15 protein-coding genes are annotated in these 15,557 nt (G+C 72.1%); 1 reads left to right on the top strand and 14 read right to left on the bottom strand.

Annotation, left to right across the window (positions count from 1 at the left end):
• Positions 1-83: 83 nt before the first annotated feature.
• The 11 genes from ACIRL2_RS16810 to ACIRL2_RS16760 form a co-directional block, all read right to left on the bottom strand.
• Complete coding sequence (locus tag ACIRL2_RS16810; protein ID WP_395871343.1) at positions 84-1,118, bottom strand: nitrous oxide reductase family maturation protein NosD; 1,035 nt, start codon at positions 1,116-1,118, stop codon at positions 84-86.
• A gap of 41 nt (positions 1,119-1,159) precedes the next feature.
• Complete coding sequence (locus ACIRL2_RS16805; RefSeq protein WP_395871346.1) at positions 1,160-2,551, bottom strand: acetyl/propionyl/methylcrotonyl-CoA carboxylase subunit alpha; 1,392 nt, start codon at positions 2,549-2,551, stop codon at positions 1,160-1,162.
• Between the two features lie 66 nt (positions 2,552-2,617).
• A complete protein-coding gene (locus ACIRL2_RS16800; protein WP_395871348.1) occupies positions 2,618-3,232 on the bottom strand; it encodes an acetyl-CoA carboxylase biotin carboxyl carrier protein in 615 nt (204 codons plus the stop codon).
• Positions 3,229-4,938 carry an acetyl-CoA carboxylase, carboxyltransferase subunit beta gene (gene accD, locus ACIRL2_RS16795; protein ID WP_402232749.1) on the bottom strand — a complete coding sequence of 570 codons (1,710 nt, stop codon included), beginning with the start codon at positions 4,936-4,938 and terminating at the stop codon, positions 3,229-3,231. Before accD ends, ACIRL2_RS16800 begins: the two co-directional genes overlap by 4 nt.
• A 144-nt stretch (positions 4,939-5,082) precedes the next feature.
• Positions 5,083-5,415, bottom strand: a complete 333-nt coding sequence (locus ACIRL2_RS16790) for a TcmI family type II polyketide cyclase (protein ID WP_395871352.1) — start codon at positions 5,413-5,415, stop codon at positions 5,083-5,085.
• Positions 5,416-5,525: 110 nt separating this feature from the next.
• Positions 5,526-6,011: an SRPBCC family protein gene (locus ACIRL2_RS16785; protein WP_395871354.1), complete on the bottom strand. Its 486-nt coding sequence runs from the start codon at positions 6,009-6,011 to the stop codon at positions 5,526-5,528.
• 1 nt (position 6,012) lies between these two features.
• Positions 6,013-6,267: an acyl carrier protein gene (locus ACIRL2_RS16780; RefSeq protein ID WP_331771528.1), complete on the bottom strand. Its 255-nt coding sequence runs from the start codon at positions 6,265-6,267 to the stop codon at positions 6,013-6,015.
• A 25-nt stretch (positions 6,268-6,292) separates the two neighbouring features.
• Positions 6,293-7,549, bottom strand: coding sequence for a beta-ketoacyl synthase N-terminal-like domain-containing protein (locus ACIRL2_RS16775; RefSeq protein ID WP_402232745.1), 1,257 nt, complete (start codon positions 7,547-7,549; stop codon positions 6,293-6,295).
• Entirely contained in the window at positions 7,546-8,814 is a 1,269-nt protein-coding gene (locus tag ACIRL2_RS16770) for a beta-ketoacyl-[acyl-carrier-protein] synthase family protein (protein ID WP_395871358.1), read from the bottom strand. Before ACIRL2_RS16770 ends, ACIRL2_RS16775 begins: the two co-directional genes overlap by 4 nt.
• Positions 8,811-9,227, bottom strand: a complete 417-nt coding sequence (locus tag ACIRL2_RS16765) for a cupin domain-containing protein (RefSeq protein WP_395871360.1) — start codon at positions 9,225-9,227, stop codon at positions 8,811-8,813. Before ACIRL2_RS16765 ends, ACIRL2_RS16770 begins: the two co-directional genes overlap by 4 nt.
• Positions 9,228-9,277: 50 nt before the next feature.
• Positions 9,278-10,516 carry a SchA/CurD-like domain-containing protein gene (locus ACIRL2_RS16760; RefSeq protein ID WP_395871362.1) on the bottom strand — a complete coding sequence of 413 codons (1,239 nt, stop codon included), beginning with the start codon at positions 10,514-10,516 and terminating at the stop codon, positions 9,278-9,280.
• A 363-nt stretch (positions 10,517-10,879) separates the two neighbouring features.
• Here ACIRL2_RS16760 and ACIRL2_RS16755 point away from each other — a divergent pair, with 363 nt between their 5' ends.
• Complete coding sequence (locus tag ACIRL2_RS16755) at positions 10,880-12,568, top strand: FAD-dependent oxidoreductase (RefSeq protein ID WP_395871364.1); 1,689 nt, start codon at positions 10,880-10,882, stop codon at positions 12,566-12,568.
• Positions 12,569-12,772: 204 nt separating this feature from the next.
• Here the strand turns inward: ACIRL2_RS16755 and ACIRL2_RS16750 are convergent, their stop codons facing one another.
• The 3 genes from ACIRL2_RS16750 to ACIRL2_RS16740 form a co-directional block, all read right to left on the bottom strand.
• The gene (locus ACIRL2_RS16750; protein ID WP_402232740.1) at positions 12,773-13,456 is read right to left on the bottom strand and encodes a class F sortase; all 684 of its coding nucleotides are present in this window, start codon (positions 13,454-13,456) and stop codon (positions 12,773-12,775) included.
• Positions 13,457-13,599: 143 nt separating this feature from the next.
• Positions 13,600-14,025 carry a hypothetical protein gene (locus ACIRL2_RS16745; RefSeq protein ID WP_395871368.1) on the bottom strand — a complete coding sequence of 142 codons (426 nt, stop codon included), beginning with the start codon at positions 14,023-14,025 and terminating at the stop codon, positions 13,600-13,602.
• 280 nt (positions 14,026-14,305) lie between these two features.
• The gene (locus tag ACIRL2_RS16740) at positions 14,306-15,340 is read right to left on the bottom strand and encodes a methyltransferase (protein WP_395871370.1); all 1,035 of its coding nucleotides are present in this window, start codon (positions 15,338-15,340) and stop codon (positions 14,306-14,308) included.
• Positions 15,341-15,557: the final 217 nt, after the last annotated feature.

The raw sequence follows: 15,557 nt of genomic DNA, 5'->3' as shown, positions 1-15,557 counted from the left end.
GTCCCCTCCCGGCGCCGGGAGTGCGAACGGTCGAACCCGGCGCCGCCACCGAGTCCGGTGCCGACGCCGGGCATCGCGTCCGGTCAGCAGTGCCCTTCCGGCTCCGAGCGGCCACACACGTTCGCGGTGAACGTGTTGACCGCCTTGCCGTCCCGGTTCGCCAGGTCGGCCGGCTCGTTGCGCAACACCTCGTTGTCCTGGATCACGTTGTTCGTGGTCGGGTCGCCGGAGAAGCTGGGCACCATCACGATGCCACCGGACATCGGCGACTCGCCCCGGTTGTCCCGGACCTGATTGTCCGTCACCCGGGTCTCCTGGGCACCGGTGAGCACGATGCCCGAGCCCTGGATGTGCGCGATCCTGGAATTCCCCTCGCAGTACTTGTTGTTCTCGTCGATCCGGTTACGGCGGATCGCCAGCGACCCGGCGACCGGCTTCGTCTCGTCGCCGACCACGAACACCCCGGCGCAGTTGCCGGTCAGCTCGTTGTACTCGATCACCAACTCGCGCCCGCGCCTGATCAGCACGCCGAGCCGGTTGCCCGACGCGTGGTTGCGGGCGATGCTCGCGCCCAGGGCGTCGGCGGTGTCGGCCAGGAACAGTCCCGCCTGGGTGTTGTCGTTCGTGGTGTTGTCGATGAACACGCCGCGGGTGGAGTTCTCCTGGCCGATCCCGTGCTCGCCGTTGTCGTGCGCGAACACCCGGCGCACCCGCATGCCTTCGGTGGCGTTGCCCATCACCCCGGTCTTGCCGAAGCCGGTGACCGCCAACGACTGGATCCGCACCTCGGACACCGGATCCTCGGCCGTGCCGAACACACAGATGCCGTGGCCGGCCGCCGCGCACGCGTTCGCCGTCGACTCGCCGGGCGTGATCACCGTACGCTCGCCCGCGCCGCGGATCGTCAAGCCGTCCGTGCCGATCAGCACACTGCCGGGATAGGTGCCGGCCAACACCTGGATGGTGTCCCCCGGCGCGGCCGCGTCCACCGCCGCCTGGATCGATTCGCCGGGATGGACCACGTGCCGGGTGTCCGCGTGCGCGACCGGTGCCAGGACCGAGCCCAGCACGGTCAGGGCGGTGACGCCGGCGAGGGGAAGCAGCCGTTGTACGTGCATGAGCGCTGATCTGCCTTCGTGGGAGAGGGATGGGAAACGGTTCAGGAAACGGGTACGGGCGGCCGAGCCGGGGCGGTCTCGGCGACATCGGAGGTCATCGTTTCGACGAGCCCCGTGGTGTGCTCGCCCGCGCGGAACACGGGGTGGCCGAGCAGCCGGCGCAGGAAGTCCAGGGTGGTGTGCACGCCGCCGCCGGCCACTCGGAATTCGCTCAACGCCCGCTCGGCGCGCGCGATGGCCCGTTCCCGGTCCGGCGCCCAGACGATCGCCTTGGCGAGCAGCGAGTCGTAATCGGGCCCCACCGTCCAGCCCGGGTACGCGTGCGTGTCGATCCGCACGCACGGCCCGCCGGGCGGCACGAACTCGGTGAGCCGACCGGGGGTCGGCGCGAACCCGCGGGTGGGGTCCTCGGCATTGATCCGGCACTCGATCGCCACCCCGCGCGGCACCACCTCCTCCTGACCGAACGTCAGCGGCGCGCCGGCGGCGATGGTGAGTTGCTCGCGCACGATGTCGACGCCGGTGACCATCTCGGTCACCGGATGCTCCACCTGGATCCGGCAGTTGATCTCCAGCAGGTGGAAATGGTGTGCGGGGGTGACCACGAACTCGAAGGTTCCGGCGCCCACATAGCCGACGGCGGACGCGCCGCGCAGCGCCGCCGCGCACATCGCGTCGCGCACCTCGGCCGGCAGGTGCGGGGCCGGGGACTCCTCGACCAGCTTCTGGTGCCGCCGCTGCACCGAGCAGTCCCGCTCGCCCAGGTGCACCGCGCCGCCGTGCCGGTCGCACAACACCTGGACCTCGACATGCCGGGCGTCGTCGATGTACCGCTCCAGGTATAGCCGTTCGTCACCGAACACGGCCCGCGCACGGGCGCGGGTGTCCTGGTACGCCCAGGCCAGTTCGTCCGGGTCGCGCACCACGCTCATGCCGCGACCGCCGCCGCCCGCGACCGCCTTGAGGATCACCGGGTAGCCGATCCGGGCGGCGACCTCGGCGGCCTCGACCGGCGACGTCAACGCGCCGTCGCTGCCCGGCAATACCGGCAGACCCGCCGCGGCCATCACCGCGCGCGCCTCGCTCTTGTCGCCCAGGCGCTGCATGACCTGCGGGGGCGGCCCGATGAAGGTGATCCCGTGCGCCTCGCAGATCTCGGCGAAGTCGGGGTCCTCGGACAGGAATCCGTACCCCGGGTGGATCGCCTCCGCGCCGGTGCGTCGGGCCGCCTCGATGATCGCCGGCATGTTGAGGTAGCTGGATCGGGCGGGTGGCGGGCCGATGTGCACGGCCTCGTCGGCGAAGCGCACCACGGCGGAATCGCGGTCGGCGGTCGAGTACACGGCCACGGTGCGGATGCCGAGTTCGCGGCAGGTGCGGGCCACCCGCAGGGCGATTTCCCCCCGGTTGGCGATGAGCACGGTCGAGAACACGTGGACCACCTCGGTCGATGTCGGCGCTGGGTGTTCGGACCGCGACGGCCCGGACTGGGACTCGCGTCAGGGGGTGTGGTCGGAACCGCCCGCGTGATCGGCGCTCCCGTCCGGGCCCACCGCGCGCGGTTCGATCGCGATCAGCGGTTGCTGGTACTCCACCGGGTGCGCGTCCGGCACCATCACCTCCACCACCCGCCCGGACACGTCGGCGGTGATGGTGTTCATCATCTTCATGATCTCCAGGATGCCCACCGTCTGACCGGGCCGGACGGTGTCGCCGACGCTGACGAAGGGCTTCGCGCCCACCTCGGGGGCGTGGTAGAACGTGCCGACCATCGGCGCGCAGACGAACCGCCGTCCGCCGTCCGGCTCGACCCGCTCCTCGACGGGCGCCGCGGCGACGGGGGCACCGGACGCCGTGTGCGCCGCGCCGCCCGTCGCGGCCGGTTCGGGCCACTCGATCTCGAGGGTGGTGTCGCCACAGCGCAACCGGATCAAGCGCGGCGGCACCGAGCCGGTGCGCACCTGCCGCGGCTCGTCGCCCGAGACCCGCGGGGGTGACTGTGGGTGCGGCTGCGCGGGGTTCAGCGGCTTGACCCACCGTTCGTCCGCGTAGCCGGCGTGGTTGTTGAGGTGCTCGCCGTCGCGCGCTTCGGGGGATCCGGGGGGTGGGGTCATGACGCACTTCCTTCGGCACGGGTATCCGGCGTGACGCCGAAGCTCCGGAATCGCTCGCCGCGTTCGCGCAGGAGCCGGGTCTTGTCCAGCGCGAGCAGTTCCTCGACGACGGGGATCAGCGCCGCGCGCAGCAGCGCGGCGGCCCGGCCCGGGTCGGTGTGCGCGCCGCCGGGGGGTTCGGGCACGATGCGGTCGACCACACCCAGGCGCAGCAGTTCGCGGGGACGCATGCGCAGCGCGGCCGCCGCGGCGGGTGCGGCCGAGGGATCCTTCCACAGGATGGCCGCGCAGCCCTCGGGGCTGATCACCGAGTAGACGCCGTGCTCGCCGATCAGCACCCGATCGGCGACGGCCAGGGCGAGCGCGCCGCCGCTGCCGCCCTCGCCGGTGATCACGGTGACGATCGGGGTGGGCAGCCGGGCCATCAGGCGCAGGTTCTCCGCGATGGCGACCGCCTGTCCGTCCCGTTCGGCGTCCGGCCCGGGGTTGGCCCCGGGCGTGTCCACCAGGGTGATCACCGGCAGGCCCAGCTTGGCGGCGAGTCGCATCAGCCGGGCGGCCTTGCGGAAGCCCGCCGGGGTGGCCATGCCGAATTTGCGGTGTTGGCGTTCGGCGAGGTTGTCGCCGCCCTTTTGGTGTCCGATCAGCATCACCGCCAGGCCGTCGAGCCGGCCGATGCCGCCGACCACGGCGGGACAGTCGGCGCCGATCCGGTCGCCGTGCAATTCGTGGAAGTCGTCCAGCAGGCGGCTCGCGTAGTCGAGCGTTGTGGGGCGGGCCGGGTGCCGGGCCAGCCGGACGGCCTCCCAGGGGTCGCCCTCGTCCGACGCGTGCGCCGAGGACTCGGGCGGGGCGGGTGTCTCGGCGGGCACGTCGTGGGGACGCTCCTCGCGAGGCTCGTCCAAGGCGAGGAACTGCCGGATGCTCGCGCGCAGCGCCGGTCGCGGCACGATCACGTCGACCATGCCGTGCTCCAGCAGGAACTCGGCGGTCTGGAAGCCGGTGGGCAGCCGTTCGCCGATGGTGTGTTCGATCACCCGGGGGCCGGCGAAGCCGAGCCGAGCGCCGGGTTCGATCAGGATGACGTCGGCGAGCGTGGCGAAGGACGCGGCCACGCCGCCGTAGGTGGGGTCGGTGATCAGCGACAACACCAGGACGCCGGCCTCGTGCAGTTCGGCCAGGGCGGACGCGGTCTTGGCCATCTGCATCAGTGAGAGCACGCCCTCCTGCATGCGGGCGCCGCCCGAGGCGGTGACCAGCAGCAGGGGGGTACGGGTGCGCAGGCTCTCGTCGGCGGCCTCGGTGACCAGCGCGCCCACGGCGCAGCCCAGACTGCCGCCCATGAAGCGGAAGTCCATCGCGGCCACCACGACCGGCCGGCCGTGGATGGTGCCGCGCGCGCACAGCACCGCCTCGTCCATCCCGGTCTCGGCACGGGCCTCGGCCAGTCGTTCCGAGTAGGGGCGCGAGTCCACGAAGCCCAGCGGGTCGGGTGGGGTGGGGCCGACCGTCAGCGGTGTCTCGGAACCGGGGTCGAGGAGTTGGTCCAGGCGTTGACGCGCCGTCAGCCGGGCGTGGTCACCGCAGTCGGGGCACACCCGCAGGTCCCGGGTGAAGCGTTTGCCGTATACGAGTTCGGCGCAGCGCCCGCACTTGACCCAGTCGGGTCGGGTACGGACGGCGGGCCCGAGGTCGGTCTCGATCATGGGGGCAGGTCCTTGGACGGAGGGGCCTTGGACGAGGGGGCCGTGCAGCGCGGGGCCTTGGACGCAAGGGCTGCGGGGCGACAGGGGCCCGCGGCAGGCGGGCTCCGGGACCGGGAGTTCGAGTACGGGCCCCGGGTCGCGGCGCTACTCGGTCGTGCTGCGCTCCCAGCGGTAGAACTCGCGGGCCATCGCGTCCTGCGGCGACCGCCAGGTCTCCGGGTCGTACGCGTTCACGTGCATGGCCAGTCGTTCGCTGATGTCGCGGAACTGCGGATGTCCGGTGACCTTGGCCACCGCGGGCCCGGGCGGGCGGTCGGCCTCGATCAGATGCAGGTACAGGTCGCCGAATTGGAACAGGCTGCGCCCGGTGACGCCCACGAGGTGCGGGAGTTCGCCGGTGTCGGAGTTGGCGAAGATGTCCGCGATCCGGGTTGCCGAGTCGGGCTTCATCCGGGCCACGATCAGGGTGCGGTGCATGCGTACGGGTCCTTCCCGGTGAGTGCGTGGGGTGGTCGGCGGGGTCGCGGGGCGCGCGGCCCCGCCGACGGGGCGCGTCGTCGTCGGCCGGGCCGCCGACGACGCGCGGGTCACCAGGTGCGCGCGGCGGCGGGCTCGCCGCCCATCTCCCGGGCGCGCTGCTGGATCTTGTCCCGGATCAGTTCCAGTTGCACGCGCGAGTTGCGGTTGATGTTGTCCGTCATCCACGCGTCGTCGACCGGGGCGGTCTCCTTCATCGCGAAGTCCTGCACCCAGCGCATCCGCACGCCGTCGGGGACCTCGTGGTACTCCCAGCGGATGTGCATGTGCGCGAACGGCCCGGTCTCCACCCGGCGGGCCCACACCGTGCGGGTATCGCGGTCGGCCTCGCGCTCGGACACCCAGCTCCACACCTTGCCGTCCTGGTCCGGGTGCATGGTGAGGCGGAAGGTGACCTTGGCGTCCTCGCGGGAGAGGATCTCCACCGACGCGTACTCGCTGAACAGGTCCGTCCAGTGCTCCACGTCGTTGGTCATGTCCCAGATCAGGTCGATCGGGGCCGCGATGACGATGTCGTTGTCGGTATGCCCGGCCATGTCACACTCCAGAGGTCAGTTGGGAGTTGGTGGTTTCCAGGAACTCGCGCGGGGTCTTGCACTGGTCCGCGTCCGCGCCGAGCGGGAACTTGTAGCGCCGCTCCACTTCGGAGACGATTCCGAGCAGGCCCAGCGAGTCGAGCCCGAACTCCTCGAACGTCGCGTCCGGGCGACTCATGTGGTCCGGATCGGCGGTGACGCCGGCGCAGGACTTCATCAGCGCGGCGAGTTCCTCGTAGGTGAAGGGACCGTTCATCGCAGACTTCCTTTCGGGGGGACGGCTACGGGGTCGGGAAGGGCGTCCCGGGCCGACCGTCGCCGCGGCGCAGCACCAGGGCCGCGTTGTGGCCCATCAGGCCGCGGCTGAGCACCAGGGCGGTGCGCAGTTCGGCCGTTCGCGCCCGACCGGTGACCAGGTCGAGGTCGTGGCAGACGTCGAAGACGCCCGGGGTGGGCGGCAGTACGCCGTGTTCCATCGCCAGGATCGCGGCGGCGCAGTCCAGGACGGGTGCGCCGCAGTAGGCGCGTCCGATGCCGGCCTTGGGGGCGGTGACCGGCACCCGGGCCGCGTACGGGCCCAACGCGTCGGACAGGGCCAGTACTTCGGCGTGGTCGGCCTCGCGCACGCCGAGCGCGTCGGCGAAGACCACGTCGATGTCCTGCGGGGCGCACTCGGCCTCGGCCAGCGCGTCCCGGATCGCCCGGGCGAGTCCGTGCCGGGAAGGCCCCCAGCCCGAGGTGCCGGTGAACGTGGCGCCGTGTCCGGCCACTTCGGCGTGCACGCGGGCACCGCGCCGGTGGGCCGCCTCCGCCTCCTCGACGACGAACATCGCGCCGCCCTCCGCGGGCGCGAATCCGCACGCGGCCGAGGTGAACGGGAGGTACGCCTGCGCGGGTTCGCGGGCCAGGCTGAGCGCGTCGTAGCCGAGCTGGCACACCATGGAGTACGGCGCGAGCGGGGCCTCCGCCGCGCCGACCACGACCGCGTCGGTGCCGCGCCGGATGGTGCGGGTCGCGTGCGCGATCGCGTCCAGGCCGCCCGCCTCGTCGTTGGCCAGCACCGCGCACGGCCCCTTGAAGCCGCCGCGGATGGAGACCTGGCCGGTGGTGGCGGCGTAGAACCAGGCGATGGACTGGTAGGGCCCGACGAAGCCCGGACCCTGGCCCCACAGGTTCTGCAGTTCGCGCTGGCCGAACTCGCCGCCGCCGGAGCAGCTCGCGGTGGTCACCCCGACGCCGAAGGTCGGCATCGGGCCGAGCGCGGCGTCGGTGAGTGCCTGATCCGCGGCGACCATCGCGAAGTGCGTGAAGCGGTCGGTCTGGACCAGGAAGCGCTCCTCGACCACGGTGGCCGGATCGAAGTCGCGCACCTCGCCGGCGACGGCCAACGGCAGATCGCCGCAGCCCTCGCGGGTGATCCGGTCCAGGACGCTGCGACCCTCCCGGGTGGCCTTCCAGAACACGTCGACGCCGACGCCGTTGGGCGCCACGACGCCGACACCGGTCACCACGGTGCGTCTGGGTGCTGAGGTCTTCACCGGGGTCTCCTTTCCCGGCGATCCAGCACCACGGCGGACTGGAAGCCGCCGAACCCGCTGCCGACCGACAGCACCGTCTGCAGTGCCATCGGCCGGGCCGTCCCCGGCACGTAGTCGAGGTCGCATTCCGGGTCCGGGGTCTGGTAGTTCGCCGTGGGCGGCACCGCCTTGTGCTCCATCGCCAGGGCACACGCGGCCAGTTCGATCGCGCCGATCGCGCCGAGCGAGTGGCCCACCATGGACTTGATCGAACTCATCGGGGTCTTGTACGCGTGCTCGCCCAGGGAGCGCTTGACCGCCGCCGTCTCGTGGCGGTCGTTCTGCTTGGTGCCCGAGCCGTGCGCGTTGACGTAGTCGATCGCGGTGGGGTCGACCTCCGCATCGGCCAGCGCGCGGTCGATCGCCTCGGACATCTCCAGCCCCTCGCGGGTCAGCCCGGTCATGTGGTGCGCGTTGCCCCGGGTGGCGAAGCCGCCGACCTCGCAGTAGACGCGGGCGCCGCGCCGCCGGGCGTGTTCGAGTTCCTCCAGGACGAGCACGGCGGCGCCCTCGCCCAGGACGAAGCCGTCCCGGTCCGCGTCGAACGGCCTGGAGGCGTGCGCCGGGTCGTCGTTGCGGGTCGAGGTCGCCTTGATCGCGTCGAAGCAGGCGACCGTGATCGGCGAGATCGGCGAATCGGAGGCACCGGCCAGGTATACGTCGGCCCGGCCCTCCTCGATCGCGTGCGCGGCGTAGCCGATCGCGTCCAGTCCCGAGGTGCATCCGGTGGACACCGTCTGCACCGGGCCCCGGGCGCCGAACTGCTCGGCCACCTCGGAGGCCAGGGTGCTCGGCGAGAACGCCCGGTGCAGGAACGGGTTGGCCCGCTTCGGCTCCACCGCCCAGTTCCGACCCGAGTCACTGACCGCGACGTAGTCGTGTTCGAGCCGGGTGGTGCCACCCACCGCGGTGCCCAGCGAGACGCCGAACCGCCAGGGGTCCCCGCCGTCCCGGTCCAGGCCGCAGTCCGTGACCGCCTCCGCCGCCGCCGCGAGCGCGAACTGCACGTAGCGGTCCGCGCGTTGCGCCCGATCCCGGTCGACGCCGCAGGCGACCGGGTCGAAGTCGCATTCGGCGGCGATCCGGGAGCGGAACCCGGTGGGGTCGAAGAAGGTGATCCCCCGGGTCGCCGTACGGCCGTCCATCAGCAGATCCCAGAACGCGGTGACACCCACGCCGCCGGGCGCCACGACGCCGACGCCGGTGACCGCCACCCGGCGCCTCAAGAGTCGGCGCCCACGGTCTCGGCGGGCTCGATCCCCTCCGTGTCGACGTGCCCCAGTTCCGGTCGGGGCGCCAACGGGGCGATTTGGAAGACCATCCGGGCCTGGGTCCGACCGACGTTGCGGAACCGGTGCCGCATGTTCTTGGGCACCATCAGGCCCTGGTCGGGCCGGAGTTCGTAGGTGACGCCGTCCAGGTCCACTTCCAGCGCACCGGTGACGACGTGGATGAACTCCTCGGAGTACGGGTGGTAGTGCTCGGTGATCATGTCGCCGGGCTCGATGATGGCCAGGCCCATGAAGCCGCTGGTGCACCCCACGGTCGCCGGGCCGAGGGTGACCCGGAGCTCACCGCCCCGGCGCCGATTGGGCTCGACCTCGTCGACGTCGACGATGCGTACGGTCTGCGTGGTCATGTGTGCCACCTCCAAGTGGCGGGCGGCGCCCGAAGGCGCCGCCCGGGGGGTCAGGCGTCGCGGTCGGCGCGACGGTCGGTGACGAGGGTCGTCTCGGCCGAGGCCAGCAGGTGCCGCAGGCCCTGGTCGGACTCCAGCGCGCCGTCCTCCCCGAGGTCGAGCAGCCGGCTCAGCCGGGCCGCGGACTCCTCGCGGTCGATGCCCAGCACCATCGCCGGGTCGTTCGAGTCGCCGCGCAGGTCGAGCACGCGCACCAGGGTGTCTCCGCGCAGGAAGACCGAGCTGCTCGCGATCGGCCCGGAGCCGGACGCGACCACCCGTTCATCGTGCCGCTGGAGCACGGTGGCGGCGGATTCGCCGCAGCCGTGCCGCACCGGGTACAGCAGCGCGCGGCGGGTGGTCCGCGCCTTCGCCGACTTGCCGGAGGCGGGCGCGGTCAGGTGGTACACCTCGGCCAGCGAGGAGCGCATGAAGAACGCCCGCGCGGCCTCGGAGTCGTTCAGGTCCCGGGCCTCCTCCAGATGCGGGTTCAGCGCCTCCTCGGCGGCCCGCACCTGCGGCTGCTCGGCCACGTGCCGCAGTGCGGCCCGCAGGTCGCCCTCGACCTCGATCGCGCGCACCACGCGGTTCCCGAGCATGAACACCGACGTGCGGCGCAGCGACGTGGTGTCGTTCACCCGGGCCGCGGGCGACTTGTAGCCGGCGAGGATCTTCGCCACCTCGGCCTCACTGCCGGGCTTGACGGTGAAGGTGAGCGCGCAGCGGACCACGCCGGGCACCGACGGAGCCGCCGCGCGGGCCTTGTCGCTCGCGCCCGCCTTGGCCTTGGCGCTCCCCGCCTTGACCTTGTCGGTCGCGCCCGCCTTCGCCTTGGCGCCGGAGCCCGCCTTCGCCTTCGCGCCCCGGGCGCCCTTGGTGATCGCCTGGCCGCCCTGGTCCGCGTGCAGGTCGGTCTCGCGGGCCACCGCGAACCGCAGCGAACGGGTGCCGCGCACGCAGCCGTGCAGCGGCTGCACCATCATCTGGTGCTCGGGGCTGTCCACCCAGGCCAGGTATTCGGAACTGCCCTCCCACTCGCTGGTGATCAGCCACTGGGTCGGGTCCTCGATCGACTGGCAGAGCTGGTCGCGCAGGTGGCCCGGTACGGCGGCCACCTGGTGCCGGATGCGCTCGTAGGCTTCCAGAAAGCGCTGCTCCGAGTCTTCGTGCAGCTCCAGCATGAGCAGCACCCGGAGCTTGGACGAAGTGTCGACGGTGGGATTCGCCGCGGAGTGGACGAGGGTGTCCATGTCATTCCTTTGCTCTTGGGATTCGGCCTGCGTGGTGCTGCCCGATGCGGGCAATCCCGGAGGGACTGGGCCGCGCCGAAGCCGCCCGGGGGACGGGGATACGAGGGTGCCGGGATGCCTCCCGTCGGTCGCGCGAAGCACTCGGACAACCAACCGATCCGTTCCGTCGGGACCCGGCCTCGACTTCGAGCGTGGCGGCGAATCATCACCCTCTGCATCTTTTGATGGCATATGAGTGACATTCGGCACAGCGAACGGCCCACCCGGGATCAGCGGGAACAGGAGGACACCCACGGACCATCGGCCGTCCACCGCGGCGGTCGGCGCGTCCGCCGTCCTCGCCAACGCAGGAGAAGAGAACTGATGAACCCCGAGATCGAACACCGGGTACCGGTCCTGGTCGTGGGCGGCTCGCTGGTCGGGCTGTCCACGTCCGTGTTCCTGGGCCGCCTGGGCGTGCCGCACATGCTGGTGGAGCGGCATGCCGACACCTCGCGGCACCCCCGCGGACGCGGCAACAACGTGCGCACGATGGAACTGTTCCGGACCGCGGGGGTCGAGGACCGGGTACGCGCCGCGTCCGCGGTGCTGGCCGACAACCACGGCATCCTGCAGGCGGACACGATCGCCGGGGACGACCAGGAATGGCTGTTCAAGGAGATCGACCCCGGCGGCGGCCTGGCCAAGTTCAGCCCCAGTTCGTGGTGCCTGTGCAGCCAGAACGACCTGGAACCGGTGCTGGCCGACTACGCCCGCGAGCTCGGCGGCGTGTTGCGCTTCGGCACCGAACTGGTCTCCTGCGAACCGGACGAGGACGGGGTCACCGCGGTCGTGGAGACCCGGTCGACCGGCGAGCGGCAGACGGTGCGCGCGGACTACCTGGTGGCCGCGGACGGGCCGCGCAGTCCGGTGCGCGAGCGACTGGGCATCGAGGTGACCGGACCCGGCGACCTCTTCCACAACGTGAGCGTGACCTTCTCCTCCCGTCGGTTGGCCGAGTTCGTCGGCGAACGGCGGTTCATCGTCTGCTATCTGACGAATCATCACGGCGAGGGCGCACTGCTCCCGGTGGACAACCGCGACCACTGGGTCTTCCACCTGCCGTGGCACCCCGAGCGGGGTGAGCCGATCGAGGCGTTCACCGACGAGCGCTGTGTCGAACACATCCGCGCCGCCGCCGGCGTGCCCGATCTGGACGTGGAAATCACCGGAAAGGCCCCGTGGCACGCGGCCGAACGGGTGGCCGAGCGCTATCGCGTGGGACGGGTGTTCCTGGCGGGCGACTCCGCGCACGAGATGTCCCCCACCGGCGCGTTCGGCTCCAACACCGGCATCCAGGACGCGCACAACCTGGCCTGGAAGCTCGCGGCCGTGCTGAACGGGCACGCGGGCGCCGACCTGCTGGCCACCTACGAGGCCGAGCGCCGGCCGGTGGCCAGGGCCACGGCCGCCCGCGCGTCCACCCGTTCGGCCGAACACAGCCACCCGGGATACGCCGCTCCCCCGGTGGCCGGCGGCGGCAAGCAGCCCGGTGTGCTGGGCGTGGTGCTCGGCTACCGCTACGCCTCCGACGCCGTGCTCGGCGCGGATCCCGAAGTCCCGGTACTGCCCGAGCGGTTCCGCCCGCCCAGCGGCGACCCCGGCACCCGGGCGCCGCACGTGTGGCTGCGCCGGGGCGACACCCGGGTATCCACGCTGGACCTGTACGAGACCTCACTGGTGCTGCTGGTCGGCGCGGGTACGGCGGGCGAGGTGTGGCGGCAGGCGGCGCGGCGGGCGAGCGGGCTGCTCGGGGTGCCGGTGGCGGTCCACCGGGTGGGCACCGAGGCGGAGTCCGCGATGGTGGACCTGGTCACCGCGCCCGACGTCGACTGGGCGCAACTGCACGGTGTCACCGACGAGGGGGCCGTGTTGATCCGACCGGACGGATTCGTCGCGTGGCGGGTGCCGGCCGTCGAGTTGGACCCCGAGGAAACCATGGTCACGGTGCTGCGCGCGGTGGCGTGTCGGGCCGAGGCCGACGCCGAAGTGGGCGGCGAACTCGACCGGTAGGCAGCCACGACCGGGGACGACCGCAGCAGCCGGCGGGCGTCCGAAACGGCCGGTCCCGGAGAGGAATCCGGGGCCGGCCGCGGCGTGTTCGTTGCGCCGCGCGTGGTGTCGGCGTGGCGTTTCGCGCGGTGTGTTCGCGTTGCGCGCGTGGTGCGGCCCGTGTGCGGCGACGGGGTGCCTACCCGCGCGGCACCGGGCCGGCGCCTACGTGGGGGGCAGCAGGTGGGCGAACACGACCACGTTGTCCTTGTAGTCCTTGGACTTCTTGTCGTACACCCCGCCGCAGGTGATCAGCCGCAGTTGGGCGTCGGTGGTCTTGCCGTAGACCCGCTCGTCCGGGAAGTCGTCCTTGGGAAATACCTCGACCGAGTCCACCGCGAACTTCGCGACGCTGCCGTCGAATCGCTCGATCTCCACGGTGTCGCCGGGCTTGAGACTGCCGAGCCCCCAGAAGACCGCCGGGCCCATCATCGTGTCGACGTGCCCGAGCACGATCGCGTTGCCCCGGGCGCCGGGGGTGACCCCGTCCTGGTACCAGCCGGCCAAGTTGCGGTCCGCGGGGGGCGGCACCTGCAACACGCCGGAGTCGTCCAGGCTCAGTCCGATGAACGGCGCGTCCACCTTGATCTTGGGAATCTTGATCCGCATCGGCTGCGAGCGCTTCATCACCGGCGACCCCTGCTCGGGGCTCGGGTTCGCCGAGGGCACCATCGGCGCGGGCGTGCTCGGTTGCGCGGCTGCGGGCATCGGCTGCGGCGGCGGGCCCGAGTCGGTGCTCAGGTCGTGCTTGATCATCAGGATGCCCAGCAGCACGGCCGTCGCGGCGATCAGCATCAGTTTTCCGGCGCTGGTGCGGCGGGGCGGCGGTTGTGGTTCGGACGTGTCCATGGACGGTGCCGGATCTCGCAAGACGTTGCCTCTCTCCTGGGCGCTCGTGGGCCGCGGGTCGGGCGGCCGGCGACGACGACAGCCGTGGCCACCTCCCTGGTGAGGGTGGTGGCCACGGCGCGTGTTGCCTGGGCGAGGACGGGTCAGGCCTGGGCCGCCGCCGCACCCGGACGACGACGCAGGGCGTAGACGCCCATGCCGATGCCGCCCGCGATCAGGGCCGCGCCCGTACCGAGCGCGGCGCCGTCGTCGAGGAAGGCGCCACCGATGCCGGTGTGCACGCCACCGTGCGGGCTCTTGTGGTCCTTCCAGGACTTCTCGTGCGAGGAGCCCTCGTTGCCCTTGCTCTCGTAGCTCTTCTCTTCGGAGCCCGACTTCTCAGTGCTGTGTTCGGAGCCCTTCTCGGGCGTCCACTTCGCCTCGCCGGACCAGGACTTCTCCGAGTCGGCCGCCGGGGCGGGCTCCGGCTTCACCGGCGCCGGAGCGTCGGCGTAGGCGGACGGAACCGCCAGGGTCAGGGCTGCGAAGCCGAGGGCGGTACCGGCGACAAGAGCGCGTGCACGACGCATCGTGATAATCCTTCCGGCGCTTCGCGAACTGCCGACGGGCATCGGCACACGGGGATCGGCGAGGCGCCTCAATCACCATCGAACGACCCCGGTGACCCCGCGACCCGCGTGACTGCATTCGAGGGCCGCCCCTGGGCCTCCCGAGCGGATATCGCGGCCGGCTTCACTCGCCGGGAGCAGTCCGAGGTTTAGCACAGGGTTATGGAGTATCACTTTACGTAGCTCTTCGGGGGTTCCGCGGCCGTGTGCGGAGGTTCGGCAGGCCGCGCCGGGCGGACCGCTAGGCCGGCACCGCGCACTCGAACATGTGTAGCGACGGGTTCACCGCGCGGACGTCCCGACCACGCAGGCCCGCCTGCTCGATCAGGGTCAGCAGGCTGTCCTTGGTGTGCTTGCGGCCGCCGACGTTGAGCAGCAGCAACAGGTCCATCGCGGCGGTGAACCGCATCGACGCGGTCTCGTCGACCAGGTTCTCGATGATCACGACCCGGGCGCCGGGGGCGGCCGTCGCCACGACGTTGCGCAGCGTGCGCAACGTGCTGTCGTCGTCCCATTCCAGGATGTTCTTGATGATGTACAGGTCGGCCCGGACCGGGATCTCTACCCGACAGTCGCCGCCCACCAGGGTTGCCCTGGAGGCGAGTTCGCCGCCGTCACGGAGGCGGCGGTCGGCCGCGGCCACCACGCCGGGCAGGTCGAGCAGGGTGCCGCGCAGGGTGGGGTTGCGCTCCAGCAGGGTGGCCAGCACGAGTCCCTGGCCGCCGCCGATGTCGGCGACGCTGTCGATGCCGGTGAGGTCGAGCACCGCGGTGACGTCCTGGGCGGACTGCCGGCTGGACTGGGTCATCGCCCGGTCGAAGGCGGCGGCCGATTCCGGCGCGTCCTCGTGCAGGTAGTCGAAGAAGTGCTTGCCGTGCAGGCCCGGGAAGACGCTCTTGCCGGTACGGACCGCCTCGTCCAGACGCGGCCACACCTCCCACGTCCACGGCTCGGTGGTCCACAGCGCGACGTCGCGCATGCTGCGCGGGGCGTCGACGCGCAGCAGCCGGGACGCCTCGGTGTGCGTGTACCGCCCGTCCGGCTCCTCGGCGAAGATGCCCTGGCACGCCAGCGCGCGCAGCAGCCGGTGCAGCGCGCCCGGGTGGGCGGACACCGCGGTCGCCAACTCCTCCACGGTGGCGGGGCTCTCGCCCAGCGCGTCCGGCAGGCCCAGGCGCAGCGCGGCGCGCACCGCGGCGGCGGACATCGCGCTGAACGCCAACTCGCGCAGCCGGGTGGCCGCCTGCGGGGAGCGGGTGACGTCGGTTTCGGTCATGCTGATCGCCTCTCAACCGGTGGACCATCCGGGCCGGGCCGGCGGAACTCGACCGCAACGACCCGCGCACCGACGTCCCGGCGGTCCGCGCCGGGGCTGCAACGACTGTGACCCACACTCGCCGACCCGCCGCCGAGGCGCGGCCGGTCCGGGCGAAGACTCGCCCGGGAGTCATCCGGATGGGTGCAGACCCGCGGGGCGGGCGGGCGTCGGCGCG

The organism is Embleya sp. NPDC127516 (assembly GCF_044765325.1).
Taxonomy (GTDB): domain Bacteria; phylum Actinomycetota; class Actinomycetes; order Streptomycetales; family Streptomycetaceae; genus Embleya.
Note: the sequence above shows the minus strand (reverse complement) of the source record. Positions and strands in the feature narration are given on the sequence as shown.